The sequence below is a fragment of the Actinokineospora enzanensis DSM 44649 genome, assembly GCF_000374445.1.
GTDB classification, from domain to species: domain Bacteria; phylum Actinomycetota; class Actinomycetes; order Mycobacteriales; family Pseudonocardiaceae; genus Actinokineospora; species Actinokineospora enzanensis.
In genome coordinates this window covers 61,268-75,806 of sequence record NZ_KB894422.1, presented here as the reverse complement: position 1 = coordinate 75,806, position 14,539 = coordinate 61,268, and the positions used below count along the sequence as shown (strand labels likewise).

At 69.5% G+C, this 14,539-nt stretch carries 13 protein-coding genes; 12 read left to right on the top strand and 1 reads right to left on the bottom strand.

Going from position 1 to position 14,539, the window contains the following annotated elements; all coding sequences use genetic code 11:
* Positions 1-18 precede the first annotated feature (18 nt).
* From C503_RS0122210 to C503_RS0122175, 8 genes are all read left to right on the top strand, one after another.
* Positions 19-531, top strand: coding sequence for a DUF4265 domain-containing protein (locus C503_RS0122210; RefSeq protein WP_018684427.1), 513 nt, complete (start codon positions 19-21; stop codon positions 529-531).
* A 16-nt stretch (positions 532-547) separates the two neighbouring features.
* Positions 548-1,015 carry a hypothetical protein gene (locus C503_RS0122205; RefSeq protein WP_018684426.1) on the top strand — a complete coding sequence of 156 codons (468 nt, stop codon included), beginning with the start codon at positions 548-550 and terminating at the stop codon, positions 1,013-1,015.
* Positions 1,016-1,082: 67 nt separating this feature from the next.
* Complete coding sequence (locus C503_RS43490) at positions 1,083-1,658, top strand: hypothetical protein (protein WP_018684425.1); 576 nt, start codon at positions 1,083-1,085, stop codon at positions 1,656-1,658.
* The gene (locus tag C503_RS0122195) at positions 1,655-1,912 is read left to right on the top strand and encodes a hypothetical protein (protein ID WP_018684424.1); all 258 of its coding nucleotides are present in this window, start codon (positions 1,655-1,657) and stop codon (positions 1,910-1,912) included. Before C503_RS43490 ends, C503_RS0122195 begins: the two co-directional genes overlap by 4 nt.
* Positions 1,902-2,216: a hypothetical protein gene (locus tag C503_RS0122190; protein WP_018684423.1), complete on the top strand. Its 315-nt coding sequence runs from the start codon at positions 1,902-1,904 to the stop codon at positions 2,214-2,216. The genes C503_RS0122195 and C503_RS0122190 overlap by 11 nt, the downstream gene beginning before the upstream one ends.
* Positions 2,216-2,536 (top strand): hypothetical protein, encoded by a 321-nt coding sequence (locus tag C503_RS0122185; RefSeq protein WP_018684422.1) that lies wholly within the window; start codon positions 2,216-2,218, stop codon positions 2,534-2,536. The genes C503_RS0122190 and C503_RS0122185 overlap by 1 nt, the downstream gene beginning before the upstream one ends.
* Before the next feature lie 51 nt (positions 2,537-2,587).
* Positions 2,588-6,364, top strand: a complete 3,777-nt coding sequence (locus C503_RS43485; RefSeq protein WP_084477256.1) for a S8 family peptidase — start codon at positions 2,588-2,590, stop codon at positions 6,362-6,364.
* Positions 6,365-6,582: 218 nt separating this feature from the next.
* Positions 6,583-7,593, top strand: coding sequence for a Dyp-type peroxidase (locus C503_RS0122175; RefSeq protein ID WP_018684420.1), 1,011 nt, complete (start codon positions 6,583-6,585; stop codon positions 7,591-7,593).
* A 121-nt stretch (positions 7,594-7,714) separates the two neighbouring features.
* Here the strand turns inward: C503_RS0122175 and C503_RS0122170 are convergent, their stop codons facing one another.
* Positions 7,715-8,926, bottom strand: a complete 1,212-nt coding sequence (locus C503_RS0122170) for an MFS transporter (protein WP_018684419.1) — start codon at positions 8,924-8,926, stop codon at positions 7,715-7,717.
* A gap of 60 nt (positions 8,927-8,986) precedes the next feature.
* On the opposite strand from C503_RS0122170, the gene C503_RS40340 reads away from it, so the two are divergent.
* The 4 genes from C503_RS40340 (at position 8,987) to C503_RS0122150 (ending at position 14,438) form a co-directional block, all read left to right on the top strand.
* Positions 8,987-9,478 carry a MarR family winged helix-turn-helix transcriptional regulator gene (locus tag C503_RS40340; RefSeq protein ID WP_018684418.1) on the top strand — a complete coding sequence of 164 codons (492 nt, stop codon included), beginning with the start codon at positions 8,987-8,989 and terminating at the stop codon, positions 9,476-9,478.
* 566 nt (positions 9,479-10,044) lie between these two features.
* Positions 10,045-11,667: a carbohydrate binding domain-containing protein gene (locus tag C503_RS0122160; RefSeq protein WP_026316574.1), complete on the top strand. Its 1,623-nt coding sequence runs from the start codon at positions 10,045-10,047 to the stop codon at positions 11,665-11,667.
* A 150-nt stretch (positions 11,668-11,817) separates the two neighbouring features.
* Complete coding sequence (locus C503_RS0122155; RefSeq protein ID WP_156893383.1) at positions 11,818-13,326, top strand: hypothetical protein; 1,509 nt, start codon at positions 11,818-11,820, stop codon at positions 13,324-13,326.
* A gap of 26 nt (positions 13,327-13,352) precedes the next feature.
* The gene (locus C503_RS0122150) at positions 13,353-14,438 is read left to right on the top strand and encodes a M20 family metallopeptidase (RefSeq protein WP_033400919.1); all 1,086 of its coding nucleotides are present in this window, start codon (positions 13,353-13,355) and stop codon (positions 14,436-14,438) included.
* Positions 14,439-14,539 lie beyond the last annotated feature (101 nt).

Sequence of the window (14,539 nt, the reverse complement as noted above, 5' to 3'; positions counted from 1 at the left end):
GCGAACCTGGGGGTCCTGGTGTCGGGTCCGGTGGACGAGTTCATCTACATCTCCCATCCCGATCCGGTGTGGCGGCCGGAGCCCGCGTTCCTGGCGATGGTCGAGCTCGCCCCGTTCGAGATCGACGGCCAGCGCGAGCAGCTGTGGTTCCGCCGGGACGAGGCGGGGGAGTACGAGCTGTGCTGCGTCCCGTTCGTGGCCCCGGGACTGGCGTTGGGGGACCGGGTCGAGTTGGACGAGAACTGGTTCGTGCGCGGTGTCCGCTCGAAGTCGGGCAGGCATGTGCTGCGGCTGCTGTTCACCGAGCCGCGTCCGCCCGTCGGTCTGCCGGACGCACGGCCCGCCGTGGTCGAGGCGGTCCGGGCGAACGGCTTGCTCGCGGAATGGAACCGCGACCGGTTCGTCGCCATCGACATCCCGCCGGGCACCGACCCGATGGTCGTCTTCGACCAGGTGCGCGCCGAGATCGACGCGGGTTCGGTGCTCTGGGAGTGGAGTGATCTGGAGCCGTTCCGGGCCCCCGGGGACTGAGCGGGAACCGGGTCGCATGTCCACACAGGACTGGAAGGCGGAGGTCGTCGAGCTGGGGGACCTGCCGCAGTTCGAGGACGAGTCGATAACGCAGGAGGAGGGTGAGCGGCGGTGGAACCGGTACGTCGAGCTGGTCGACGCCGTCACCGGGGACGAGGGGCCCGAGGCGGTGGTCGCGCTGATCTCCTCCTTGCGTGCGGAGCAGGACCACGGCGCCTACGAGTCGACTCACGGGGCGTTGGAGTCGTTTCCCCCGGAGGTGTTCGGCGCGGGGGCGGCGCAGGCGGCGGGTGCGTTGCTGAGCATTCCCCTGGACCGGAGCGGTGTCGTCCTGTTGACCCTGGCCAAGACGAGCCCGGCCGCGGTGGCGGCTTTCGTCAACGGGGTGGCGCCCGAGAAACGGGACGCGATCCACGAACTCGTGGTCTTCCACGAGATGAACGAGTATCTGGCAGACGTGGTCGGTGTCATCGAACTGCCGTGACCTGGCACAGGTACGCCAAGTGGGCATGTCCTGCGGATTCGGCAAGCGACGCGGGGAAGGGGTTCGCGTGGTAGTCGACGATGTCGCCGCCGCCCTGCGGTCTCGGGACGCGGTCGGGCCTGCGTTCGTCGCCGGGTGCGCGGAGCGAATGGCGCTGTTCTTCACCGGCTCGCGGGGCGGGATACCGTCGCGTGCCGACGATGTCGAGCTGTACGTACGAGCCGTCGACCTGCTATGGGACGGTCAGGCCGGATTCGCCTCGACCGCTGGGGCGGTGGCCGCACTACCGGAACTGGTCTCGCAGGAAGAGCTGACCGACGACACCGACATCGACGCCTTCCAAGCCGCCCTGACCCTGCACTACGCGTTGTCCTACCGGGTCGACGGGGACGTGGAGCATGCGGCCGCGTGTGCCCACGTGGTCTGGACGGCGATGGGGTTGCTCGACAACAACATCGCGGGAGCCGCCTTGGCGGACGCCGAACTCGGGCGCCAGCGGGAGGTGCTGGCGATGGGAGAAGTCTCGCCCGCAGCGCTCGCGCGGCTACGAGCCGAGGATCAAGCGCTGAGCCGGGAACGGTTTTCGGCCGCCTGCGGGGAGCACGAGGAAGCCGAGTGGCAGGCTGCCTTGGAGCTGCCGTGATCGACGTCGAACAGCTCATGGACCTGCTGGCGAACTCCGGTGTCACCGTGCTCCTCAAGGCCGACCACGAGCGGATGGCCGTGGGCGGACGCCCGTGGACCCTCGTGCTGTCCGGCCTCGACGACGGCGGCATCCGAGTGGAGTCGCTGACCATGACCGCGTGCCTGGACGAGGGGATCGCACAACTGCGCCGCAGACCCGGCGACTGGGAATGGCTGGCGGAGTTCACTACCGGGAGTGCCGATGGTGACTGACCTCGCCGACCGCTACCTGGCGCACTTCGAGAACAACCTCGGTGAACTGTCCCGAGGGTGGCGCAAGCCCGATGCCGAGCACTTCCAGGTGCTCGGTGTCACCCGACCGCCGAGCGGCCGCATCACCTACACCACCTTCGAGCTGACCAGGGTCGGCGGCCGGGTGGCGCGGCAGGAGCTGCTCATCAGCGCCGCGGACCGGGACGAATGGCCTGGACTCCTCAACGCGATCGGCGAGGAGCTGCACGCCTGCCACGCACTGGCCCGGGGCCGGAACCCTGTGACTGCGGGCGATGAGACCTGATGGGCGTGGATGTCGTGTTGAGACTGGTGGAGCGACTCGGGACGAACCGGCGGCGGTTCGCGCAGGTCGAGATCGTGCTGGATCGCTCGGACCGGTTCGCACGGAGCTGCGCGCTAGCCGACCGGCCGACCCTGAACCGCGTCGACCCGTACCGGACCCTGGTCCTCACCGCGGCCGACATGCCTGGTCTCGTCGCCGACCTGGACGCGGTGGCCGTCGATGCCGACAAGCCGGATCGGGAGGTGCTCGCCGACATCCGGCGGCTCGCTCGGCGGTGCGCGGCTGGCGAATCCATGGAGCTCCACCTTGAGGGTGACTGACAAGCGTCTGCGCGGGAACTGAACACGAGAAGCCATGACTGGGGAGTGGTGATGCGGGTCCGGACAGGGTTACGGCGGCTGGTCGCGGCGGGAGTCGCGCTGGGGGTCGCGGGGAGTCTCTTGGTGGCGGCGCCCGCCGTGGCGGAGGGTGTCGTGCACCGGGCTGCCGGGGTGCAGGTGGTGGCGGGCAAGTACATCGTCAAGCTCAAGAAGGGCCGTCCGGGCCTGACCTCGGCGGCCGGGGCCGTCGCGGCGAAGTACGGGGGTCGGGTCGAGCGGACCTATCAGGCCGCGTTCGACGGGTTCGCGTTGTCCGCCAACGAGGAGCAGGCCCGGAAGCTGGCCGCCGACCCGCAGGTCGAGCGGGTGGAGGCGGACGCGATCGTCCGGGCGACGGGCAGTCAGGTGTTGCCGCCCTGGGATCTCGACCGGGTCGACCAGCGCGACACCGTGCTCAACGACAACTACCGTTACGCCGACACCGCGGGCGCGGGTGTCACGGTCTACGTGCTCGACACCGGTGTCCGCGTCGGCCACACCGAGTTCGAGGGGCGCGCGAGTGTCGGCTTCGACGCCGTGGACGACGGTTGGAACGGTGGCGACTGCAGCATCAACGGCCACGGCACGCACGTATCCGGCTCCATCGCGGGCAAAACCTATGGCGTGGCGAAGAAAGCGCGGATCGTGTCCGTGCGCGTGCTGGGCTGTGAGGACTTCGGCACCGTCAGCCAGATCATCGCGGGCGTCGACTGGGTGACCGCGCACGGACAGGCGCCGGGTGTGGTAAACATGAGCCTCGGCGGCGGTGTGTCCGATTTGGAGGATGCCGCCCTGAACAACTCCATGGACGCCGGGTTCACCTACGTCGTGGCCGCGGGCAACGACGACCGGGACGCCTGCCTTGTCAGCCCCGCGCGCACGCCGCGGGCCGTCACGGTCGGGGCGAGCAACCCGGTCGACGAGCGGGCCCGCGACTGGAAGGACGCCGGTGGCGGTGTCATCGGCGCGTCCAACTACGGTAGTTGCGTGGACCTGTTCGCCCCCGGCGAGTCCATCAAGTCCGCGCACAGTGCCACCGACAGTGCCACGGCCACGCTGCGCGGCACCTCCATGGCATCCCCGCACGTGGCGGGCGCGGCCGCGCTGTTGCTCGGCGAGTCGCCGAACCTGACGGCGGACCAGGTGTCGGCCGCGCTGGTCAACAACGCGACGGTGGGCGTGCTCAAGGCCGACACGCTGCGCACCGGCTCGCCCAACCGTCTCCTCTACACCGCGCCACCGCCGCGCGGGCAGTGCTCGGTGTCCGACGACACCCGGCGGCCGATCCCGGACTTGGGCGCGGTCACCGCGACCTTGGACGTGTCCGCTTGCGACCGCAAGGTTTCCGGCACGGCGCGGGTCCGGGTGCGCGCCCAGCACCCGTGCCGTGGTGACCTGTCGTTGCGGCTGATCGCACCCAATGACGCGGAACGCGTGCTGAAGGAAGCAGACAGCGGTGATTCCGCAGTGGACCTCGATCAGACCTATCAGGTCGGTGACCTGACCACTGTGGATGCCAATGGCACGTGGAAGCTGGTGGTGCAGGACAACTTCGGCTTCGACGAGGGCGCTCTGCTCGGTTGGTCGCTGACCTTGGTCGACGCCTCGGCCGCGTCGCCGGTCGTGTCGTCCACTGTGTACCCGTCTGACGGCCAACCGCACGGCGCCGCAGGAACCCCCGGATCGTTCACCTTCCATGCAGGCGATTCCGTTCCGGTGACCAAGTTCTCCTACCAGCTCGACACCGCCGCGCCGATCGAGGTCCCGGCCACCGGCAACGAGGCGACCGTGACGATCACGCCCGCCACCAGCGGTCGGCGCGCACTGGCCGTGCGGGCGTTCAACGCCGCGGGTGACCCATCTGCGGCCGTGCGATACGAGTTCCTGGTGACCGACCAGGCACCGCCCGCGCCGCTGGTGTCCTCTTTCGACTATCCCGCCGACGGCCACCCCAATGGCGCGGCGAGCGGTACCGGCGTGTTCACCTTCAAACCCGGCGGCGCGCAACCGATCACCAAGTACACCTACCAGCTCGACACCGACGCCCAGCCCAGGGAGATCGCGGGCACCGGCAACGTCGCGGTGACCATCGCACCCGCCGCCGGGACTCGGACGCTGACCGTCCGCGCGATCAACGGTCTCGCCGCGTCATCCCCGACCACCTACGCGTTCACCGTCAACGGCCCGGCGAGCCTCATCGAGGCGGGCGTGCTGGCAATCGACGGCGCGGGCGTGCCCACGACCATCGCCGCCGACAAGGCCGCCCGCTTCACCTTCACCGCGGCGGCAGGCGACCGCCTCGGCCTCGGCGTCGCGGCCAACGCAATCAGTCCGTCCGCCCGCCTGTGGGTGATCGACCCGACGGGCAGGCCGTTCAGCCTCGAACCCAACCAAGGGCCGTCCTACGCCATCACCGACTCCGGCCGCACGATCCCACTACCGACCGCGACCACCGCGGGCACCTATCAGGTGATCGTCGACCCCGATGGCGCGGGCACGGGATCGGCGACGATCTCGTTGTCCCGCAACCTTTCCGGCACAACGGACACAGCGAACCAGGGCTACGCCTACAATCTGCCCGCCGAAGGCAAGATCGCCGACCTCTCCTTCGAGGCCGCGGCAGGCGCCTGGTATGACTTCGGCTTCACCGACCACACCGGCGGCCAGTTCCGCTCGATCGACATCTTCGACCCGGAAGGCAGGCGCGTCGGCGACTCGCAGCTGCTGTTCCTCGGCGCGGGCTCGATCGGCCGCTTCAAGGCGCCGGTATCGGGCCGCCACCGCGTACTGGTCGGCACCTACTTCGGCGAACCCGCCACCGGCAAACTGTGGCTGTCCAATGAACTCGCCGCGGGCCGACTCAGCACCGTGTCGTCCGGTGTCATGGTGCCGGTGGACCGTCCGGGCAGGCAGATCCGGTTCACCTTCGACGGCACCGTGGGCCAGCACCTCGGACTGTCCTATACGAACGTGACATTGACCTCCGGCACACCGAACGCGATCGTCGACCCCGCCGGGACAGCACTGACTCCGACCGGCCTCGGCTCGGTATACACCGTGCCTACATTGCCCCGCACCGGAACCTACGAACTGCTCGTGAACGCGGGCACCGGCACGGGATCGTTCGCGGTATGGCTATCCCAGGACAACACGGGCGGCGCGCTTACCACCACGGGTATAGGTCGGACCGCCAGCGCGAGCAAGCCCGGACAACACACCCGGTACACGTTCACGGGCACGGCAGGACAACGCCTTAGCGTCGGCCTCTCTAGCCCATCCGGGGGCCTCGATGGCGAACACGTCCAGCTGATCCGCCCCGACGGCACCAAGAGCCCCGTGACCTGGACCGGCGTCCCCGACAGCGTGGCACTGGAGGTCTTGCCTGCAGGCGGCACCTACGAGCTGGTGGTGAACCCGGCCAACACAGCGGTGACGGGCTCGGTCACGGTCACCCTGTCCACCCCGGCCGACGCGGGCACGGCCACGATCGGCGGCGCCGCCCTGACACTCCCGATGACCCGCCCCGGCCAGGACGGCCACCTGTCCTTCACGGGCGCGGTGGGCGACCGATTCCGGCTGACGTTCGCGAACAGCACGTTCACGAACAAGACCTTCGCCCTGTCGATCGTGAAACCGGACGGCACCCGCCTCGTCGACCGCGCCATCCGCACCGACCTGACCGTCTACGACCTGCCCACCCTCCCCGCAGCGGGCCCCTACCTGCTGATCATCGACCCGGCCGTCGCAGGCACCGGCTCCCTCACCATCGGCGTCACCCGAACCCCATGACCAAGGGCGCCTGCACCCCGGCCGGTCCGACATCTCCCTCGTCGGACCGGCCGGGGCCGTCCATCCACAGGCAAGATCCACACCGCTGCACGCCCTGGTCACACCCCGGTAGAATGGAATCAGGGGGACCCCTCCGAGTTGTCCACATCCCGGTGAACTGTCCACAGGTGCGGCGTCGTGCTTGACACGGACCAGGCCGGGACGGGTGGGAGCGGGGCATGGGGGTGGGTGTTGTGACTGTTGGTAGGCGGTCGTTCCTGGCCGGGATGGGAGTGCTCGGGGTCGCGGGGTGCGGGGCTGAGCAGGCGATGGCCGATCGGTCAGGTGAGCACCAGGACGGTGTCGTGTCGCCCGCTCAAGCGCGGACGGCATTGGTCGCGTTCGATGTGACGGCGTCGGATCGGGCCGGGGTCGGGGCGGCCTTGCGGGCAGTCGCACAGCCCATTCCGGGGGCGACGGTGACTGTGGCCGTCGGGGCCTCGTTGTTCGATCGGCGGTTCGGGCTGACGGCGCCGCAGCGGTTGGTGGCCATGCCCGCGTTTCGGAATGACGTGTTGGATCCCGCCTGGTGCCACGGCGATGTACTGGTGCAGGTGGGGTCGGACCAGTCCGAGCTGATCGAGGCGGCGTTGGCCCGGACGGTTCCTGGTCTGGAGCCGCGCTGGCGGATCTCCGGGTTCCATCCGGACGGGCAGGCGCGCAATCTGTTCGGCTTCAAGGAAGGGGCGGGGAATCCGGCCGCCAGCGATGAGGGGCGCCATGTCTGGGTGCATGCCGGGGATGACGAGCCCGCGTGGTGTGTAGGCGGTAGTTACCAGGTCGTTCGGCTGTTCCGGCTCGCCATGCCCATTTGGGACGCTGAGTCGACCGCGCGACAGGAGCGGGTTTTCGGGCGCCGCAAGGATGATGGGGCGCCGTTGGGCCGTGCGGACGAGCATGACGAGCCCGACTACGCGGGAGATCCGGATGGGAAGGTGCTTCCGTTCGACTCGCATATCCGGCGGGCGAATCAAGGGGACAAGCGGATTCTCCGGCGTAGTCATTCCTATCGACGTGCCGCAGACGATGTCGGGCAGATCTTCGTCAGTTTTCAGCGGGACCTGGACCGGTTCGAGACGATCCAGCAGCGGTTGGCGGGGGAGGCGTTGGAGCGGTACGTGCTGCCGTTCGGGGGCGGGTACTACTTCCTGCTGCCCGGCGGCGACGTGACCCGGGGACTGTTGGCCTGACCTACGTGGAAGTCTGGTCGATGACGAAGAGGGCGGGCCGCAGCCTGCCCCCTTCCTCGCGCAGCAGTGGAAATCAGGCGGCCGGACCCACGGCGTGCCGGGCCTGTTGGAGGAAATGAGTCTATTGCGTTCGGCGTAGGCGGCGGACGTCCGATGTGGACAATACGTACATACCCGCGGCCAGGATGACGGCGGAGCCGAGCCACAGGGTGGTGGTCACGCCGAGGTGGTCGGCGATGGGTCCGGCCAGGGCTGCTCCGAGTGGGGTAAGGCCGAATGCCCCGATCGTCTCGTAGGCGGCGACCCGGGAGAACTTGTCGGCGGGGATTTCCTGGCGTAGGGCGGTCATCCAGGTCACGCCGAAGAGTTCGACGCCGATTCCGCCGAGCAATGCGCACAGGCATACCAGGAGCAATGGGACAGGGGCGGCCAACCCGGCGAGCGGCAGTGCGGTCAGGGTAAGGCCGAGGATGGCCGCGACCAACAGGCGGCGCGGGCGGAACCGGAGCATGAGCAGACCGCCGAGGACCATGCCCGCTGCGTCGCAGGCGAGGATCAGGCCCCACGCCTGGGCGCCGCCGTGGGCCCGGTCGGTGGCGATTGCCCCGAGGACGCCGAACGCGCCGACGCTGAGGGTGTTGACGACGGCGAACTGGATGACCATGCGCCAGAGCCAGCGGTGGCGGGTGAACTCGGTCCAACCCTCTCGGAGTTCTGCGAGCAAACTGCTCCGGGGTCGTAGGTTGCCCTGGACCCGGATGAACGCCCGCAGCGCTGCGGCCACCGCGAACGAGGCCGCGTCGATCACCAGTACCCAGCCGGGGCCCACCGCGTCGACCAGCAGGCCGCCGCAGGCGGCGCCGATCACCTGGGCGCCGGTGAGCGCGGTCCGGAAGATGGCGAACGCGGTGCTCGCCCACTCCGCGCCGACCGCGCGCATCAGCAGGCCCTCCGCCGCGGGCATGTAGAACGCCATCGCCAGGCCGTTCATCGCCGCGAACACGGCCAGCTCCCACACGTGGACGGTGTGCGTGAACACCACGACGGCGAACAGGGCCTGTGCGAGCGCGCTGACCAGACCCGCGCCGACCATCACCAGGTGGCGCGGCAGCCGGTCCGCGACGACGCCGCCGAGCAGGAAGAACAGGACCGCGGGCGCGGTGCCCGCCGCGGTGACGAGGCCCAGGGCCGAGCCGGAGCCGCCCGCGTCGAGGATCGCGAACGCCAGCGCCACCGGGGCGGCGGCGGTGCCCAGGGTGGAGATGACGGTGCCGGTCAGGTGCAGCAGGTACTCCTGGCTCCGCCAGGGCGGGGCCGCGGTGGTGGTGGTCAAGGATCCCCCAAGGGAAATAGTATCAATTACGCCTATCGAGGTTGACTGTATTCTGGCGGCATGTCAAGCGGGAATGCGGCGGGCCGGGGCGAGCGGGTCCCGACCGGCGCCGACCTGGCGAACGCGCTCATGCGGGCCACGCACACGTTGCGCCGGTACGCGGGCCAGCCCTACCTGCAACGCGGCTGGTCCACGCCCCGGGTGCTGCTGATGCTCGCCGTCGAGGAGGTCGGGTCACCCCGCATGGGCGACCTCAAGTCCCGGCTCGGCGTCACTGGGCGGTCGATAACCTCCCTGGTCGACGGCTTGGAGCAGGAGGGCCTGCTGGCCAGGCGGAGTGATCCGGACGACCGGCGCTCGACCCGGCTGTCGATCACCGACAAGGGCCGCGAACATCTCGCCGAGATCAAGGCCCTGCACGGCGACCACGCCGAGCACACCTTCGCCGTGCTCGGCGCCGCGGAGAAGATGCTGCTGCTCGACATGCTCGAACGGCTCGAACGACATGTGCGCGACCAGACGGCAGAACCTCGGCCAGATAGTATCAACTGATACTAAATAAGCTCCAGAGGCCCCGGGCTGCACGCTGCCTGTCCGCGTCCGCCGCAGGGCCCGTCCCGGATGGCCTTGGCGTCGTCGGACGGTATGCGATCGAGGAACTCGCGGCACTCGATGGCGGGCTTCCCGGGTGGCTTCGCCGGAAAGTATCACCGGTCGGCAATGTTTTCCCTGCGCGCGAACGATTCGAGCCGCGCCGACCACGCCGGGTTCAATGCGTTCACAGATTTCCGTTGCCGGACAACAAAGTCCACAGTGGTCGATCGAACGTCGGCGGTCGTCCGTCGTGATACTTCGGCGTCGAGTAATGAGCCCGGTTCATCTTGCCGGTGAAAGTGTGGCCGATCGTTGCCACCGCGAGATATGTGAATGACGCGGCTATTGACACCTTCGGGTGGTTCCGACTTCAATCGCAGGTGGTCCGCATTTGGTCCAGACCAATTCTCGCCGACCGACCGGCGGGGTGCGGACCGACGGCCACCACCGTCCCACGGCGGCCGACATTCCCAGACACAGTGGCATTCCCAGATCCTGCAGCATTCAGCGCCCCGGGAGGACAAGTGCGTACCCGACATCGAGTACTCGCCGGAGTGGGCACCGCCGTGCTCACGGCGGTCGGCCTGGTCACCGTGCCGGGCGCCGCCGACGCGGCCAACCTGCTCACCAACCCCGGGTTCGAGTCCGGGCTCACCGGCTGGGCGTGCTCGGCCAACAGCGGATCGGCGGTCTCCAGCCCCGTCCACGGCGGCAGCAAGGCCCTGGCGGCCAACGCGGCGGGCAGCGACATCGCCCGCTGCACGCAGACGGCGACCGTCAAGCCGAGCACCGCGTACACCCTGTCCGCCTGGGTGCGCGGCAGCTACGTGACCCTCGGCGTGACCGGCGGGACGTCGCGCTGGGTCAGCTCGTCCGGCGACTACGCCCAGATCACCATCAGCTTCACCACCGGCGCGTCGCAGACCACCGCCGAGGTCTACCTGAGCAGCTGGTACGGCCAGGGCACCTACAACGCCGACGACGTCAACCTGGACGGCCCCGGCGGCGGTGGCGGCAACGACACCCAGGCGCCCACCGCGCCCGGCAACGTGCGGGTCACCGGCGTGTCCGCGAACAGCGTCTCGCTGTCCTGGGACGCCTCGACCGACAACGTCGGCGTGACCGGCTACGACGTCGTGCGCGACGGCCAGGTGACCTCGGTGTCCGGCACCAGCGCCACCGTCGGCGGCCTGTCCGCCAGCACCACCTACCGCTTCACCGTGCGGGCCAAGGACGCCGCGGGCAACGCCTCGCCCGACTCGGCCCAGGTCAGCGCGACCACCACCGAGGGCGGCGGCGGCGACCCCGGCCCCCGGTTCATCCAGGCCGCGCCCTACGTCTACCTGGGCTGGGGCAACCCGCCCACGGCGCCAGAGGTGATGCGCCCGTCCGGCGCCAAGTGGTTCACCATGGCGTTCATCCTGGCCCAGAACGGCTGCAACCCGGCCTGGGACAGCCAGCGCCCGCTGATCGGCGGCGCCGACGAGACCTTCATCAAGGCCGTGCGCGCCAACGGCGGCGACGTCGTCCCGTCCATCGGCGGCTGGAGCGGCAACAAGCTCGGCCCGAACTGCTCGTCCGCCGAGGCCCTGGCCGGGGCGTACCAGAAGGTGATCGACGCCTACAAGCTCAAGGCGGTCGATGTCGACATCGAGAACACCGACGAGTTCGAGAGCAACGCGGTGCAGGACCGCATCCTGGGCGCGCTGAAGATCGTCAAGCAGCGCAACCCGGGGATCCACACGATCCTGACCTTCCCCACCCTCAACACCGGCCCCAACTCGTGGGGCAACCGGCTGATCGAACAGGCCAAGGCGCTCAACGCGGACATCGACAACTTCACCATCATGCCGTTCAACTTCGGCGGCGGCTCGGACATGTACGGGTACACGGTGAAGGCGACCGAGGGTCTGCGAGCCAAGGTCCAGTCCGTGTTCGGCTACACCGACGCGCAGGCCTACGCGCACATCGGCATCTCCGGCATGAACGGCAACAGCGACTCCGGCGAGGTCACCACCCTGGCCATCTGGACCCAGCTGCGCGACTGGTCCAACTCGCACCACATCGGACGGTTCACGTTCTGGGCGGTCAACCGCGACCGGCCGAACTGGGACTTCACCAAGGTCACCGCGGGCTTCACCGGCTGACCCGACAGCCGACCGGAAACCTGTTCCGGTAGCCCACAGACCACCGCGCCCCGCCGGCCCCAAGCCCCGGCGGGGCGCGGTGCCGTGTCCACATCGGACACCTGTGGATATCCGTGTGCTCGGATTCGGTCGATGTGGGACCGTGTGGCCATGAGGGGACTGCCAGTCGTCGCACCCGGCGAACCGATCTACGAGCACCTGCGGTCGCTCCTGGACGCGTCCGGTCGGTTGGTCGAGGTCGTCGACCTGCCGGACGACGAGCGGGACCCCACGAAGATCCACTGGGCACCGGGCACGCGGGACGGTGTGCCCGGTCGCCATGGTGCGGCGAGTGAGCAGACCGCGCGGGTCGTCGAGGTGGCGAGGCTCCTGTCGGAGGCGTGTCGCGAGCCGTCCGAGGAGCGGTTGCGCGCGCTCTACGCCGCGGTGGTCGAGGACGACGTGGTGAGTTACGTCGACACGCTGATCGAGCTGCTGCCGGATGGCGGTGCGCCCGCCATGAGCGTGCACGAGATCGGCTGGTGGTTGGCGACCACCGCGCCCGACCGCGGCCCGGTGAAACTGGGGATCGCCCTGCTCGGCGCGACGATGGATGTGGTCGAGGACTTCCCGCGTGAAGTCGTGCGCGTCCTGGGCGCGCACGACGAGTTCACGCTGTACGCGGCAGTGGTACTGGCCCAGTTGGGGGAGCGGGAACTGTGGGAGCTGGCCAAGATCGTGGACGGTTGGGGCCGGATCGCCTGTGTCGAACGGCTCGAAGACACGGCCGACCCCGAGATCCGCGATTGGATCCTTCGCTCCGGCTTTCGTAACTCCATCATGGACGAATACCTCGCCTACATCGGCGCCACCACCGGCGGCCTGCTCGCGGCACTGCGCGCGCCCGACATCGACAGGGATCTCCTGACCGCCGCGGGCGACATCCTGCGTTCTCTGGCCCAAGGCGGGCCCGCCGAGGACATGAGCCACTACGAGGAAGCCGCGGAAGCGCTGGCCGCCTATCTGGCATTGGTGGAGCACCAAGGCGAGGAGGTGACGGATTTCCTTGCCGTGCGGGACATCCAGCGGTACCTGAAGCGTGCCGACACCGAGATGGCGGGGAAAGAGGCATTCATCGCGACCTGCGAGCGAGTGCTGGCCCCGGACAGGTGGCGTGACCGGGTGGCGGTCGCGGTGGCCGGACAGGAGCGGGTCTGGCACGCCGTCCAGGTCGCCGCCAAGATCGGCGTGGACGTGGCGGAGACGGTGTTCGGGCAACTGGAGCGCGATCCGTCGAGCCTGTCCTGGTGGTACGAGGCCTGGGAACAGGTGGACGCCGCCTCGGTGCCCCGGCTGGTCGACCTCGCGCGCACGGCATTACCGCTCGCCGAGATCACCACAGGTCCGGCCGACGAGTTGGGCATCGGTCCGCTCTACCGCGCCCACTCGGCGCTGGAACTGGCGGTGCGGGGCGTGCGTGACCATCCCGGTCTCGGTGCGGACCTGGTGTCGGCGGCGCTGCGCAGCCCGCTCGTGCGCAACCGCCGCGCGGCGCTGGAGACGCTGGAGGCGTGGCCCCGGGACGCGTGGTCGACCGAGCACGTGGCAGGCGTCGCCGAACTGGCCGGGATCGATCCGGACCACGACACCAGGGCACGCGCGCGAGCCCTGGTGACCTGAGCGCCCGGTGCGGGAGCATGGGCGGCATGGACGTCGACGAGTTCGTGGCCGCCGCCGAGGACCTGCTGGCCATCCGCTCGACGGCCGACCGACCCCGGGAACTCGTGCGGGCGCTGGAGTTCGTGCTCGACGCCGTCGGCCCCGGGTACACGATCGAGCGGTTCGAGGCAGGCGGCAAACCCAGCGCGCTGGTGTACCGGGGCGACGCGCGGCCACACTTCCGGGTGATCCTCAACGGCCATCTCGACGTCGTTCCCGGCACCGACGACCAGTTCCGCCCGCGCCGCGCCGGTGACCGCCTGCACGCCCGCGGCGCCCAGGACATGAAGCTGTCCGCCCTCGCCCAGGCCATGGCGTTCCGGGACGCCACCCCGGCCGCACCGGTCGGCCTGCAGCTGGTCACCGACGAGGAGGTGGGCGGCCACCACGGCACCCGGCACCAGCTGGCGCACGGCGTGACGGCCGACTTCGTGGTGGTCGGCGAACACAGCGCGCTGCGCCTCGTCACCGAGTCCAAGGGCCTGCTCACCGCCCGGGTCACCGCCCACGGCCGCACCGCGCACAGCGCCTACCAGTGGCTCGGCGACAACGCGATCCACACCCTGACGCGCGCCATCGACGCCATCCTCGCCGCCTACCCGGTGGCCACCGAGGTGGCCTGGCGCACCACCGTCACCGTCGCCCGCCTCGTGACCGGGGACACCGCGCTGAACCAGGTCCCCGCCGAGGCGACCGCCTGGCTGGACATCCGGTTCCCGTCCGAGGACAAGGACTTCACCGACCGCACCCCGGACGAGGTCGCCGAACACCTCACCGCCCTGTGCCCGGACAAGACGACAGTGCACGTCGACCGTGTCGAACCCCCGCACCACGCCGACCCGGACAGCCCCGACGTCCACACGCTGCGCGCGGCGGCCCAGGCCGAGGGATATTCCGGCGCCCTCCTCCGCAAGTACGGCGCGGCCGATTCCCGCTTCTACTCCGCACGCGGAATCGACGCCGTGATATTCGGCATCGGCGGCGATGGGCAACACGGCCCAGACGAATACGCCGACCTCACCACGATCGCGCCGTACTACCGCGCCCTGATGCGCTACCTGGCCGCCCGCTGACTGGATCCGTTCTATTTCTTTGGCAATTCCAGAATTCGACGGCCGAGCTGAGCGCCGCTCACTTCGACATGTTTGTCCACAATCTGGTATCCGCGCGACAG

Excerpts from the sequence above, each read along its gene's own strand:
- C503_RS0122205 (WP_018684426.1), top strand. The coding sequence starts at position 548 with ATGTCCACACAGGACTGGAAGGCGGAGGTCGTCGAGCTGGGGGACCTG.
- C503_RS0122190 (WP_018684423.1), top strand. The coding sequence starts at position 1,902 with ATGGTGACTGACCTCGCCGACCGCTACCTGGCGCACTTCGAGAACAAC.
- C503_RS0122185 (WP_018684422.1), top strand. The coding sequence starts at position 2,216 with ATGGGCGTGGATGTCGTGTTGAGACTGGTGGAGCGACTCGGGACGAAC.
- C503_RS43485 (WP_084477256.1), top strand. The coding sequence starts at position 2,588 with ATGCGGGTCCGGACAGGGTTACGGCGGCTGGTCGCGGCGGGAGTCGCG.
- C503_RS0122175 (WP_018684420.1), top strand. The coding sequence starts at position 6,583 with ATGGGGGTGGGTGTTGTGACTGTTGGTAGGCGGTCGTTCCTGGCCGGG.
- C503_RS40340 (WP_018684418.1), top strand. The coding sequence starts at position 8,987 with ATGTCAAGCGGGAATGCGGCGGGCCGGGGCGAGCGGGTCCCGACCGGC.
- C503_RS0122155 (WP_156893383.1), top strand. The coding sequence starts at position 11,818 with ATGAGGGGACTGCCAGTCGTCGCACCCGGCGAACCGATCTACGAGCAC.
- C503_RS0122150 (WP_033400919.1), top strand. The coding sequence starts at position 13,353 with ATGGACGTCGACGAGTTCGTGGCCGCCGCCGAGGACCTGCTGGCCATC.